Origin of the sequence: Janthinobacterium silvisoli (assembly GCF_014200725.1) — a bacterium.
Classification (GTDB): domain Bacteria; phylum Pseudomonadota; class Gammaproteobacteria; order Burkholderiales; family Burkholderiaceae_D; genus Janthinobacterium.
The window spans coordinates 2,182,451-2,195,507 of record NZ_JACHCL010000001.1; the positions used below are offsets into that span (position 1 = coordinate 2,182,451).

Sequence of the window (13,057 nt, forward strand, 5' to 3'; positions counted from 1 at the left end):
CCGTCACAGCGAGGCAGACCTCTCTGGAATATTGTTTTTGGTAATCGCCGCCAGCGCCGCCGGATTCGTCACGGTGGTTCTGTTGAACCAGGTCAGGCTGCTGGATCCGGACTTCATTTCCATCGTCACCGTCTTGCCGCCTATATCCGTGCCCAGGTCACTGGCTAGTGTCAGTTCGATATTGCCCGTGGTCACCTTGGCGCTGGCCACTTCTCGGGTAGGGGTAAAGGCCGGTATGCTGCTCGGTGCGCTATCAGTGGGCGTGCTGCAGGCAGCCGCCTCGCCGCCATTTTCCTGCACGCACAGCGCGACGGCTGTTTTCAAGGGCGCGGCCGCAGCCAGTACATTGCTGACCTTGGCGCGCATGGTGTAATCGCTATATTGGGGAATCGCCACGGCCGCCAGTATGCCGGCGATAGCGACGACGATCATCAGTTCGATCAGGGTAAAACCGGCCTGCAGACGGGTACTCATTATCTCCTCCAATAGGTGGTGTGCGATAAGAGTGGTGATGCAAGTGCTGTGCCAGTCTAGTCCCTGCCGCCACGCCCAGGGCGGCGGCAGGAATTGAGCGCTTCAGGCAACGGAAGCGACGTTTTTTGTCAGATCGTGCCCGGCGGCGTCCTAGCGGGTCAGGCAGCGTCCGGGGCCTTCTTTTCCGCAAAGTATGGGTAAGCAAGCGGCAACAGCAGCAAGGTAAAGAAGGTGGCTGACACGATGCCACCCACGATCACCACGGCGAACGGACGCTGGGTTTCCGAGCCGATGCCATGCGACAGGGCCGCAGGCAGCAAGCCCAGGCCAGCCATCAGCGCCGTCATCAGGATAGGACGCAGACGCGCCACGGCGCCGGCGATGGCGCTTTCCACCGCACTGCTATTGCTCTTGGCAATTTCCACAATCTGTTCGACCATGATCACGCCATTCTGCACCGAGATACCGGCCACGGCGATAAAGCCGACGGCCGCCGAGACGGAGAAATGCAGGCCGACCAGGCCCAGGCCCAGGATGCCGCCGATCAGGGTAAATGGCACGATGGACAGAATCAGCATCGCCTTGCGCACCGAGCGGAAAGCCCAGAACAGCAGCGAGAAAATCAGCAGCGCGGTGATCGGCACGATCACTTCCAGGCGTTTCACGGCCCGTTGCTGGTTTTCAAACTGGCCGCCCCAGGTGATGTTATAGCCGGCCGGCAAGTGCACCAGGCGCGCCACTTTCTCTTGTGCTTCAGCAACGAAACTACCCTGGTCTCGGCCCAGCAAGTTGGCCTTGACGGAGGCATTGCGGCCACCGGCTTCGCGGCTGATGCGGGCCGCACCCTGGCGTACTTCAATGCGCGCCAGTTCAGACAAAGCCACGGTGCCTGCGCCACCCGGCAAATTGATTTGCAGGGCGCCAATCGCGTCGACGGAATCGCGCGCCTCTTCTTTCAGGCGCACGGTGATGTCGTAACGCTGGTCGCCCACGAAATAGGCGTTGACGGCATTGCCGGCCAGCGCCGTTTGCACAGCCGTGTTGACGTCAGCCACATTCACGCCCAGGCGGGCGATGCGCTCGCGGTCGATCACGATGTCAAGTTCGCTCTGGCCACCGATTTTCACCGCTTCCACGTCAGCTGCGCCAGCGATGCTGTTCAGGATGCCGGCAATCTGTTCGCTTTTCTGCGTCAGCACGTCCAGGTCGGGGCCATAGATTTTCACGGCGATCTCGCCTTTCACACCGGACAAGGCTTCTTCCACATTGTCTTCGATGACTTGTGAAAAATTGGTCGGCACCCCAGGCAGGCTGCGTATCTTGGCGGACATATCGGCCACCAGCGCGTCCTTGCCATCAAAACGCCAGGTATCGCGCGGCTTCAGGTCGGCCAGGATTTCCATATTGTTGCTGCCCTTGGGATCGGTGCCATCGTCGGGCCGGCCCACGTGGGAAATCACATTGCCCACTTCGGGGTAAGACATGATGATGGAACGCACTTTCTGTTCCACTTCACGCGTCTTTTCCAGCGAACTGGAAGTCGGCAAACTGATCGTCAGCCACAGATTGCCTTCGTCCAGCTTGGGTAAAAACTCGCTGCCCAGCAAGGGCGCCAGCGCCAGCGTGACCACCAGCACCAGCGCCGAGGCCAGCATCACGGGAATGCGGCGGCGCTGTGCCGACGCAAGCAAGCGGCCATAGCTATCCTGGATGCGCTGCAGCCAGGTACTGTGTTTTTCCGCCATCGGATAACGGCGCATGGTCCAGGCCAGCAAGGTCGGAATCAGGGTCATCGTCAGAATAATGGCGCCCAGCATGGCAAAGCTCAGCGTAAAAGCCACTGGCGAGAAAATCTTGCCTTCCACCCGCTGGAAAGTATAGATGGGAATAAAGGCGACGATGATGATGGCCTTGGCGAACAAAATCGGATGGCCCAGTTCCACCACCGTCTGTTTCAAGGTGCGTTCGCGCAGGGAAAAGTCGAGCCGGCCCGGTTCGCCCAGCAGCGCCAGACGCACCAGCAAGGCTTCCACCAGCACCACCGCGCTATCGATAATGATGCCAAAGTCGACCGCGCCCAAGGAAATCAGGTTGGCGGGGATGCCGCGCGCGTCCAGCATGATGAAGGCAAACAACAGCGACAAGGGAATCACGGCGGCCACGATCAGGGCGGCGCGCCAGTTACCCAGGAAAATGATCAGGATGGCGATCACCAGCGCGGCGCCCACCAGCAGATTTTCCGCCACCGTGTGCACGGTATGGCCGATCAGTTCCGTGCGGTCATAAATCGTGCGCAAATGCACGCCTTTCGGCAAGCGCGTATCGAGGCCGGTTATCGCCAGCTTGACGTCAGCCACTACCTTGGCGGCATTGCTGCCCTTGCTCATCTGCACGATGCCTTCGACCACGCTATCCTGGTGGTTGAACGCCACCACGCCGGAACGGGGGCGATAACCGATTTTCACGTCGGCCAGGTCCGATACCAGCACCGTGCGTCCGCCCTTGGCGCTGACGATGACACGGCCGATATCATCGATGCTGTTGAAGATGCCGATGCCGCGCACCACCAGCGCTTCGTCGCCGCGGCGCACCAGGCCGCCACCGACGTTGGCGCTGTTATTCGTCAAGGCGGTGCTCACTTGATCGATGGTCACGCCATAACGCTGCAAGGCGGCCGGGTCGACTTGCACCTGGTATTCCTTGACGGTACCGCCAAAGCTGACCACATCGGCCACGCCAGGCACGATGCGCAGCGCCGGGCGGATCACCCAATCTTGCAGGGCGCGGATTTCATTGGCATCCATGCCCGGTGGCGCTTCGATCACATAGCGGAAGATTTCACCGACAGCCGTCGACAGCGGCGCCAGGCTCGCTTGCACGCCCGGTGGCAAAGTGACGTTTTGCAACTTTTCCAGCACTTGCTGGCGCGCAAAATAGTCGTCCGTGCCATCGGCAAAGGTCAGGGTCACGACCGACAAACCGGTGATGGTCACTGAACGCAACTGCGTCTGCTGCGGCACGCCGCTCATTTCGCGCTCGATCGGCAAGGTCACATTGCGTTCCACCTCTTCCGGCGCCTGGCCCGGGAATTGGGTGACGATCTGCACCTGCACGTCTTGCACGTCGGGAAACGCTTCGATGGGCAGGTTGCTGAGCGCCCGATAACCAAAGACGCCCAGCGCCACCGTCAAAATCAAGACGAAGACGCGTTGCGCCAGGACAAAATCGATCAGCTTAGTGAGCATTGCTGTCTACCTCGGCGTTCAGCAAAAAGGCGCCTTCCGTCACCACCCGTTCACCGGCAGCCACGCCCGCATCGACAAAACTGCTGTCGCGGCCCTTGATGCGCACATTCACGCGGCGCTTTTCAAACGTACCAGGCTGCTTTTCCACGAAGGCATAGCTGTACATGCCTTCGGCAAACAAACTGGTGTTCGGCAACTCCACCGCCAGGCTGGCGCCATCGCCGGCCAGGAAGGAAGCGCGGGCAAACATTTCCGGTTTTAACTGGCCATCGGCATTGTCCAGGGTGCAGCGCACCTGGATGCGGCGCGTCAAGGGATCGAGCACGGGCGCGATATGCGCCACTTTGGCGCTGAAGCGGCGGCCCGGATAAGCATCCGTCTCGATGCTGACCAGCTGGCCTTCATGCACGCTGGCAACAGCACTTTCCGGCACATCGACCAGCACCCACAAGTGGCGCAAATCGCTGATGACAAACAGCGGGGCCGGCGCATCGGGACGCACTTCCTGGCCCGGATTGATCTGGCGGTCGGCAATGATGCCAGCCAACGGCGCGCGCAAGGCGTAACGTCCATTGTCGCTGCCGGCCGCGTTCAGGTTTTGCATATGCAGGGCAGCACGCCGCGTTTCTGCGTGGGCTTGCTGGAAGTCGGCATCGGCCGATTCATAATCCTTGCGTGCCAGCACTTCACCCTTGAACAGGGTTTCGGCACGCTGGAAGGCCAGGTGCTTGCGCAGCTCATCGGCCTGGGCCTTGCGCCAGTCCGCTTCGGCACTGGCCAGGTCAGGCGAATCGAGCTCGGCCAGCAAGGCGCCACGCGCGACCTTGTCGCCGCTATCGGCATGCAGAGCCAGCACGCGGCCCAGCACGGGCGAGCTGACGCGCGTGGTGACGTTTTCATCGTAGGCGATGCGGCCATTCAGGGCCGCACTGGCGGGCAGCGGCACGGCGTTCACGGCGGCAATTTTCAAGGTCGACAGCTGCGGCGCATTGGCAGCGAAATGCAATACGCCGGGCGTGCGTGGAGCGGTGGATGTGGAGGGGGCAGCTTGTGTTGCCGCATGGGCACGCTGCAGATACTGGACGCCAGCGACGGCGCCTCCGCACAGCAAGACAAACAAGGAACCATAGGTCAAGGTGCTGCGCGATATCATGGTGTCGTACTTTCTAAGGAATCGGTGCGGAGGGAGGCTTGCCAGGCGGCCAGGGCCTTGGCGTAATCGGCGCGGGCGGCCAGTGCGTCGAGCTGCACGGCGCGGTAGTTGCGCCGCACGTCGAGCACATCGGCAATCGCCATGGCGCCATGCTGGTAAGCAAATTCAGCGGACTGGGCCGATTTTTTCGCGGCCGGCAGCAAGCTGTCGTCGATACGCTGCAGGCGTTCACTATCGCTGCGCACATCTAGTTCTGTACGGCTCAGCTCGGCGCGCGCCTGGATGCGCGTCTGTTCCAGGTTTTCCTGCGCGGCATCGAGCGCCACTTGGGCACTGCGGATTTCACCGTCGTATTGATAACGCACAAACAGCGGCACTTGCAGCGAGATACCGAAGCTGTTGCCGCTGCCCTGCGGGTTGCTCGGGCTGACCGGGTAATGTTCCGCCTGCACGCCGACGGAGACATCACGCGTGCGCGCCGCCAGAGCCAGCTTGTGCGCCGATAAAGCGGCAGCAACGCGTGCCTGCGCCGCCATTACGTCAGGGCGCTTGGCGATAGCCTCATCGCTGGACAGGCTCTCGCCATCGTCTTTCGAAAAAGTACCAACGGCAACCGGTGTTGGCCAGCCATCTGCCAGCGGCAATTGCGCCTGGCGCGCAGTCAAACCCGTCAGCAAGGCCAGCGCCTGACGCGCGTGGGCCAGATCGCTGCGGGCTTGCACTTCATCGTTGCTGGCACGCAATGCTTCGACATCCAGCCGCGCCACATCGGCCGGCGAGATATCGCCTGCCTGGCGCTGTTTCTGCGCTGCCTCGACGCTGTGCTGGTACAACTGCGCCGTCTCGGCCAGGATGATCTGGCGCTGAGTCGCTGCCAGCACATCGTAATAGGCCTGGCTGACGGCAATGCGCAACTGGCGGCGCGCTTCGCGCACGTCGGCCCGCGCGCCCTCTTCCTGAAACAAGGCGCCTTCGCGGCGCAGCTCACGCTTGCCGCCCCGTTCCAGCAACTGGTCGATGCGCACGGTACTGTCGACCGTCTTGCTGCGCAAACTGCCGGCACCCACGCCCGCAGCAGGATTGATATTAGCCGTCTGTATCGTCAGCATGGGATTCGGTGCGGCGCTGGCGGAAATCACATTGGCACCAGCGCCGTCCAGCGCCAGGTTGGAGATACGCACATCGTGATTGCGGGCCAGCGCCAGGCGCTGCAAGGCGTCCAGCGGCAAGCTGTCCGTCAAGCCCGCGTCGGCATGGGCCAGGGAAGTCCAGCATAGCGGCATCAGCACAGCCAGCAGGCGTAGGGGTTTTATGGAGATAGGCATGCGCTCAAGAATGATAGAAAGAGGCAACAGGGTTGAGAGACGAAGCGGCTGGCAGAGCGCCATCGCCCGGCATGTCGGGGCAAGCACTCTGATCGAAACAGTGAGGGCCCACTAACGGCCCAGGATAGGGATTACGGGTGAAATGATAGGTCGCGGCGCTGGTAAACGGTGTTACAAGTTGGCAATGTCATACGTCTGTCATCAAACGTGAGGGGAAGGGAAAAAGAACAAATACGACAGGCGTAAAAAAAGGAGCCGAAGCTCCTTTTTTGGGTACTGCAAGCGTGGCTAAATTACAGCATGGCTTTCAGCAGACGCGCCATTTCCGACGGGTTTTTGGTCACGGTGATGCCGCAAGCTTCCATGATTTCCAGTTTGGCTTGTGCCGTGTCAGCACCGCCAGAGATCAGCGCGCCGGCGTGGCCCATGCGCTTGCCTGGAGGAGCGGTCACGCCAGCGATGAAGCCAACGACCGGTTTTTTCATGTTGTCTTTGATCCAATAAGCCGCGTTGGCTTCGTCCGGACCACCGATTTCGCCGATCATGATGACCGCGTCGGTATCTGGATCATCATTGAACATCTTCATGACGTCGATGTGTTTCAGACCATTGATCGGGTCGCCGCCGATACCAACTGCCGACGATTGGCCCAGGCCCAGTGCGGTCAACTGACCCACTGCTTCATAGGTCAACGTGCCCGAACGCGATACCACGCCGATGCGGCCTTTTTTATGGATGTGGCCTGGCATGATGCCGATCTTGATTTCGTCCGGGGTGATCAGACCTGGGCAGTTAGGGCCCAGCAGCAAGGTTTTGCTGCCGGCTTTCGCCATGCGGTCTTTCAAAGCCATCATGTCACGGACAGGAATGCCTTCGGTGATGCAAATAGCCAGATCCATTTCAGCTTCAACAGCTTCCCATATCGCAGCGGCCGCGCCTGCTGGCGGTACGTAGATCACGGAAACATTGGCGCCGGTTTCTTTTTTCGCTTCGGTAACGTTAGCGAAAATAGGAATGCCTTCGAAATCTTCGCCGGCTTTCTTAGGGTTCACGCCAGCTACGAAAGCGGCTTTGCCGTTTGCGTAGTCGCGGCAACCGCGGGTGTGGAATTGACCGGTCTTGCCGGTAATACCTTGGGTAACGACTTTGGTATCTTTATTGATCAGAATGGACATGTTGATTCCTTAATTAAGCTTGACCGGCAGCAGCGGCAACGACGCTCTTGGCTGCATCTTCCATGGTGTCGGCTGCGATGATAGGCAGACCGGAATCGGCCAGCATCTTTTTGCCCAGGTCTTCGTTGGTGCCCTTCATGCGCACCACCAGCGGTACGTTCAGCGAAACGGCTTTCACCGCAGCGATGACGCCTTCGGCGATCACGTCGCAACGCATGATGCCGCCGAAAATGTTCACCAGGATGGCTTTCAGGCCTGGGTTTTTCAGCATGATCTTGAACGCTTCGGTTACTTTTTCTGCCGTGGCGCCGCCGCCTACGTCCAGGAAGTTGGCTGGCTCACCGCCGAACAGTTTGATGGTGTCCATGGTTGCCATGGCCAGGCCAGCGCCGTTTACCAGGCAGCCGATGTTGCCGTCGAGCGAAATGTAAGCCAGGTCGAATTTCGAGGCTTCGATTTCAGCTGGATCTTCTTCGTCCAGGTCGCGCAGGGCGATGATTTCTGGATGACGGAACAGCGCGTTCGGGTCAAAGTTGAACTTGGCGTCGAGGGCGATGACCTTGCCGCTGCCGGTGACGATCAGCGGGTTGATCTCGGCCAGCGAGCAATCGGTTTCCCAGTAGGCTTTGTACAGGCCTTGCAGGTTGACGCGCGCGTCAGCGATCGAACCGGCAGGCACGCCGATTTTGGTCGCGATGTCGTCTGCCTGGGCATCGGTCAGGCCTACGCTAGGCTCGATGGTGACATGGTGGATTTTTTCAGGGTGGCTCTCGGCCACTTCTTCGATGTCCATGCCGCCTTCGGACGACGCCATCAGGACGATTTTCTGGGTAACGCGGTCGGTGACCAGCGAAACGTACAGTTCCTGTTTGATGTCGGCGCCTTCTTCCACCAGCAGGCGGTTGACTTTCTGGCCTTCGGCGCTGGTCTGGTGCGTGATCAGCTGCATGCCCATGATCTCGTTAGCGTATTGCTTGACCTGTTCGATCGATTTCGCCACTTTCACGCCGCCGCCCTTGCCGCGGCCACCTGCGTGGATCTGTGCCTTGACGACCCACACCGGGCCGCCCAGGGTTTCGGCAGCCTTGACTGCCTCTTCGACGGACATGCTCGGAATGCCGCGTGGCACCGTCACTCCGAATTGCCGGAGGATTTCTTTGGCTTGATACTCATGGATTTTCATGCTGGCTTCCCTTCTGATACTGATTTGTAAAAATACGGTTAGTGGTGCAAAAAAACAGGAAAAACAGCGCCGGGGTCACGCTTTGGCTACCCAGCGCGGGTAATACTGTGCAACCGCCCCGCCATCGGTGCGCAGGGCGTGGCACTTGTCGAGTTGAAACGGCTTTTCATGCGGCAAATCAGCATTCGCACCGTCACGGGTCGACCAGACATCGCCGGCAAATGCCTGAACCGTCGCAGTCGGCAAGACTTGCGCCAGTTCGGTCAGATGGGTACAGCCGGCGATTCCCGCCAGACGCTCTTTCAAGTCGCGGCGGAAATTCTTCAATAGATTCAGACCGATCAGCGCCTGGTAAGCGGGGCCGATGGTATCGCAAAAGCCGGGATAGGGTACGGAATCGGAGGCGGCTTCAGCCTCGACGATGGTCAGTTCGCGATCAACGGTAATGCGCAAATGGAGGTCATGCAAGGGGGTACCGGCGGGCCGGGGGCCGGAGGCCAGGGTGGCGTCAAAACTCTTGATATCGCTGATATGCGCGTCAATATCCCATAGGCCATCCTCGCGCGCGTACGCTTGGACGTCGATAACGCGGGTGTGCCGTAGGGCGCGCCGGGAAACGGGAGTTGACAGGGGCATAAGACCGATGCCGCTTGCGCGGCCAAAATTTAGTAAGCAGCCATGTGCATAAAGCACGCCGTTCGCAGCTTCTACGAACAGCAACCGCACCTGCGGCGCCGCAAAAACCCTAAAAGTGTAGCACAGAGCACGCTAGTTGCGCCGCAACATAATTTTTTATTGCCAGCAATATAAGCCCGCTAACCATCGTTGAAAACGACTAAATGAATGTCATTCATTCGTAATCAATATAACTTAAAACGGCGTGTGCCCGTGTCAAGCGAACCTGGGCCAAGGTGACCCAGGTTCGCTCCAGCGTCAGTCGAGAATACCGAATGCCTGCAAAATAGGCAGCTCACACTCGGTAAAATAGTGCGCGTGCCGATAGAGCTCGGCCAGGTTTTCTTGTTCCGTCTGCAAGACTTGTCCATCCTTCGATAGCAGACGGTTCATGCGCAGTAATACAGGCCAGGTAGCACTGACCAATTCTTCCGGCAGATGCCGTCCCTGCAATGTCGCGCGCAGCAATAGCTGTTGTAAATGTGGTACAAATACGCCGCCGCCCGTCACCGGACTGGCCAGGGTGGTGAGGTCTGTCCTTTCCAGCGCCAGTTCGAGCAGATGGCGGTTCAGGCGATCCGTCTGCGGCCGCGCTGCAACAATTTCGGCCTCATCCTGCACGGCGTTGACACTCCCCTTGCTGATCAACACCAAGATGATTTGCAACAGGGCAGCCAGGCTGACCTCGCGTCCGGCCAACTCCTGCTCCAGCTCGCCGATGGTGCAGATGCGGTGGTCAAACAGCAGGTCAAGCACGGGGCCGTAGACAAGTTCATCCATATCGGCATCGCCCAGCACGCCGTGCACGCTCATCACCACTTCATCGCGGGGCGTCACCAGCAGCACGCGTACGGCGCGGATAGCCTTCGCCTGGGCAAAGGGCGTCAGCTTGCGGGCGCCCTTGACCCAGTAATCCTTGCGAAATTGCTGGTTGACCAGGAACGCCCGCGTCGTCTCGCGGAAGATGGGGTCGGGTATCCCGGCCAGGAATTGCTGATGCTCAGCCGTCAGGTTGAGCATGTCGACATGGTCGGTATAGGTGGCGGACGCGGCAAAATCGAGCTTGGCTTCGGCCAGCAGGGCCGCCGCTTTGGAAAACGCCATTGGCTGCCAATCCATATTGAAGTACTCGTGCGCCAGATAGTTGCGGTCCAGCGCCTTGAGCTTGTCGAAACGGTCGGCCAGCAAGGGGTTGGCCAGCATATAGCGCGGTTGCGTGGCGATCATGCGGTCGACGAAATCGATAGCGCCCTCAATGCGCGACAGCACCCCGACACCGGGCGCGGCCATCACACGGCTGTGCTCCGATAGCAATTCGCGCAGCGGCATCATGGCGGCCCAGCCGGGCTGGGTGTTATAGCTGATGTAGGCAACGCCGCCCACCTTCAGCTTGCGGTGCAGGAAGTCCACGATCAGCGCGCGGTTTTCGTCCGAGACCCAGCTCCAGATGCCATGCAGAGCGATAAAGTCAAAATCGGGCAAATCATCGCGGCGGCAAAACTGTTCGAACGATTCGTCGGTCAAATGAGCGCCGGCACCAGCGGCGCCGGCCAGTTCCTGGGCAAACGCGGCCTGGGCCGGATTGAAGTCGTTGCCAAACCAGCGCGTGGTCGAGCCGGCCGCATGGATATTGACGCTCACGCCCTGGCCAAAGCCCAGCTCGCAAGCGGTACCGCGCGCCGGCAGGGCCAGGCCAGCGGCCAGCAGCGGCAATTGCAAACGTAGCGGGTTCAGTTCTTCGTAATAGCCATAGGTATAGGCGACCTCGGCCACATAGCCGGCATTCCAGTTGCTCATCTCGGTATCCTGTCATCCTGTTGTGCGCACGGCACATGATCAATGGCACAAGGATAACGTATTGCGAGGGTAGCGCAAGCAGAGAAAAGGAGGCATTTTCAGGGGAGGAATGCAAGCGCAGGTGGCAGGCTTGCAGGGACAAAATCCTACTCCTCGTCCGGGTCCAGCCCCTTCAAGGCCACTTGCACGGCCTTTTGCGAAAAGCCGCGCTGCATCAGGAAGCGCATCTGCTTGTTGCGCTGTTCGGCATCCTGCGCCACTTGCCCGAACTTGCGGCGCCATACCTCGCAGGCGCGCGCTGTTTCACCTTCGGCCAGGCCTGCCTTCAATTCCTGCAGCGCCTCGCCGCCGATGCCATGGCTTTGCAGCTCGGCCATGATACGGCTATTGCCAAAGCGGGCCGAACGGCGATGGATCAGCGATTCGGAAAAGCGTTCCTGCGACAGCCAGTTGGCCTTTTCCAGGCTGTCGAGCAAGGCTTCCACATCGTCGCCCTCTTGCGCATGCCGCTGCAGCTTGCGCCGCAATTCCATGCGGCTATGTTCACGCATCGACAAAAAGCGTAGCGCCCTGCCCTTCAGGCTTAGTTGTACCGCTGCCATACATACACCCTTATCCCTACCCAAAAATACAATTGCCGCCAGGCGCACGGGCGCAAGGCGGCAATCATTGTAAAACTTTTATGCGGCCAGCGGCAGCGCAGCTGGCCACTGCTTAGCGCTTGACAGCTTACTCGGCAACCTTGGCTTCAACCGCCTTGGCAGCCTTGTCGGCCTTATCCGCCTTTTCAGGTTTTTCAGCAGCCAGCGGCGGCAGTTCGCGCACGCCCAGCGAAGCGCGTACCTTGTTTTCAATTTCACGCGCCAGCGCCGGACGCTCTTGCAGGAAGGCACGGGCGTTGTCCTTGCCCTGGCCGATGCGTTCGCCGTTGTAGCTATACCAGGAACCCGATTTTTCCACGATCTTGGCGTCCGAACCCAGATCCAGGATTTCGCCTTCACGCGAAGTGCCTGCGCCGTACAGGATATCGAAATGCGCTTCCTTGAATGGTGGCGCGATCTTGTTCTTGACGACCTTGACCTTGGTTTCGTTGCCGATCACTTCATCGCCCGATTTGATCGAACCGGTGCGGCGGATGTCGAGGCGCACGGAGGCATAGAATTTCAGCGCATTGCCGCCGGTGGTGGTTTCCGGGCTGCCAAACATCACGCCGATCTTCATGCGGATCTGGTTAATGAAGATGACCAGGGTATTGGTGCGGTTGATGGAGCCGGTCAGCTTGCGCAGGGCTTGCGACATCAGACGTGCTTGCAGACCCGGCAAGGAATCACCCATGTCGCCTTCGATCTCGGCGCGTGGCGTCAGGGCAGCCACGGAGTCGATGACGACCAGGTCGACGCTGCCCGAACGCACCAGTGCATCGCAGATTTCCAGCGCTTGCTCGCCCGTGTCCGGTTGCGAGATCAGCAATTCGTGCAGGTTGACGCCCAGTTTTTGCGCGTAACCGACGTCCAGCGCGTGCTCCGCATCGATAAAGGCGCAAGTGCCGCCCAGTTTTTGCATTTCAGCAATGGTTTGCAGGGTCAAGGTGGTTTTACCCGACGATTCAGGACCGTAGATTTCCACCACGCGGCCACGCGGCAAGCCGCCTACGCCCAGTGCGATATCGAGGCCGAGCGAACCGGTCGACACGACTTGCACTTCTTCGATCGGTGCGCTGGCATCCATGCGCATGACCGAACCTTTGCCAAACTGCTTCTCGATCTGTGCCAGTGCGGCGGCGAGCGCCTTGGCTTTTTCCGATGCGGGTACTACAGCTTTTTTATCGTCCATATGTTCTTTCAGCGTTCTTTCAGCCTGGGCGCGGAATAAAGTCTCGCGGGGTTGGTTAAATTCTCTAAACAGTCACTACTGTATAAAAAAACAGTGATCAATGCAAGCGGAACGTGGATTTGTTTTGAAACAGGTCAATACAGTCCCTGTTTCACACAAATACTCGCCACCTTGCGGAAAATGAAACACAATACAGT

10 protein-coding genes are annotated in these 13,057 nt (G+C 59.6%); all 10 read right to left on the reverse strand.

Annotation, left to right across the window (positions count from 1 at the left end; translation table 11 throughout):
• Window positions 1–3: 3 nt before the first annotated feature.
• The gene (locus HDE75_RS09795) at window positions 4–474 is read right to left on the reverse strand and encodes a pilin (protein WP_183674374.1); all 471 of its coding nucleotides are present in this window, start codon (window positions 472–474) and stop codon (window positions 4–6) included.
• A 158-nt stretch (window positions 475–632) separates the two neighbouring features.
• Window positions 633–3,719: an efflux RND transporter permease subunit gene (locus HDE75_RS09800; RefSeq protein ID WP_183674371.1), complete on the reverse strand. Its 3,087-nt coding sequence runs from the start codon at window positions 3,717–3,719 to the stop codon at window positions 633–635.
• Complete coding sequence (locus HDE75_RS09805; protein WP_183674368.1) at window positions 3,709–4,872, reverse strand: efflux RND transporter periplasmic adaptor subunit; 1,164 nt, start codon at window positions 4,870–4,872, stop codon at window positions 3,709–3,711. Before HDE75_RS09805 ends, HDE75_RS09800 begins: the two co-directional genes overlap by 11 nt.
• Window positions 4,869–6,197 carry a TolC family protein gene (locus tag HDE75_RS09810; protein WP_183674365.1) on the reverse strand — a complete coding sequence of 443 codons (1,329 nt, stop codon included), beginning with the start codon at window positions 6,195–6,197 and terminating at the stop codon, window positions 4,869–4,871. Before HDE75_RS09810 ends, HDE75_RS09805 begins: the two co-directional genes overlap by 4 nt.
• Before the next feature lie 293 nt (window positions 6,198–6,490).
• Entirely contained in the window at window positions 6,491–7,372 is an 882-nt protein-coding gene (sucD, locus tag HDE75_RS09815; protein ID WP_008452531.1) for a succinate--CoA ligase subunit alpha, read from the reverse strand.
• A gap of 13 nt (window positions 7,373–7,385) precedes the next feature.
• Entirely contained in the window at window positions 7,386–8,555 is a 1,170-nt protein-coding gene (gene sucC / locus HDE75_RS09820) for an ADP-forming succinate--CoA ligase subunit beta (protein ID WP_183674362.1), read from the reverse strand.
• 75 nt (window positions 8,556–8,630) lie between these two features.
• Window positions 8,631–9,191 carry a DUF2889 domain-containing protein gene (locus HDE75_RS09825; RefSeq protein WP_183674359.1) on the reverse strand — a complete coding sequence of 187 codons (561 nt, stop codon included), beginning with the start codon at window positions 9,189–9,191 and terminating at the stop codon, window positions 8,631–8,633.
• Window positions 9,192–9,488: 297 nt separating this feature from the next.
• Entirely contained in the window at window positions 9,489–11,027 is a 1,539-nt protein-coding gene (locus HDE75_RS09830; protein ID WP_183674356.1) for a class I SAM-dependent methyltransferase, read from the reverse strand.
• Window positions 11,028–11,173: 146 nt separating this feature from the next.
• Complete coding sequence (recX, locus tag HDE75_RS09835) at window positions 11,174–11,629, reverse strand: recombination regulator RecX (protein ID WP_183674354.1); 456 nt, start codon at window positions 11,627–11,629, stop codon at window positions 11,174–11,176.
• A 127-nt stretch (window positions 11,630–11,756) separates the two neighbouring features.
• Window positions 11,757–12,860: a recombinase RecA gene (gene recA, locus HDE75_RS09840; protein WP_183674351.1), complete on the reverse strand. Its 1,104-nt coding sequence runs from the start codon at window positions 12,858–12,860 to the stop codon at window positions 11,757–11,759.
• Between the last annotated feature and the right edge of the window lie 197 nt (window positions 12,861–13,057).

Bases quoted from the DNA above. Each gene is read 5' to 3' on its own strand.
- HDE75_RS09795 (WP_183674374.1), bottom strand. From the start codon at position 474: ATGAGTACCCGTCTGCAGGCCGGTTTTACCCTGATCGAACTGATGATC.
- HDE75_RS09800 (WP_183674371.1), bottom strand. From the start codon at position 3,719: ATGCTCACTAAGCTGATCGATTTTGTCCTGGCGCAACGCGTCTTCGTC.
- HDE75_RS09805 (WP_183674368.1), bottom strand. From the start codon at position 4,872: ATGATATCGCGCAGCACCTTGACCTATGGTTCCTTGTTTGTCTTGCTG.
- HDE75_RS09810 (WP_183674365.1), bottom strand. From the start codon at position 6,197: ATGCCTATCTCCATAAAACCCCTACGCCTGCTGGCTGTGCTGATGCCG.
- sucD (WP_008452531.1), bottom strand. From the start codon at position 7,372: ATGTCCATTCTGATCAATAAAGATACCAAAGTCGTTACCCAAGGTATT.
- sucC (WP_183674362.1), bottom strand. From the start codon at position 8,555: ATGAAAATCCATGAGTATCAAGCCAAAGAAATCCTCCGGCAATTCGGA.
- HDE75_RS09825 (WP_183674359.1), bottom strand. From the start codon at position 9,191: ATGCCCCTGTCAACTCCCGTTTCCCGGCGCGCCCTACGGCACACCCGC.
- HDE75_RS09830 (WP_183674356.1), bottom strand. From the start codon at position 11,027: ATGAGCAACTGGAATGCCGGCTATGTGGCCGAGGTCGCCTATACCTAT.
- recX (WP_183674354.1), bottom strand. From the start codon at position 11,629: ATGGCAGCGGTACAACTAAGCCTGAAGGGCAGGGCGCTACGCTTTTTG.
- recA (WP_183674351.1), bottom strand. From the start codon at position 12,860: ATGGACGATAAAAAAGCTGTAGTACCCGCATCGGAAAAAGCCAAGGCG.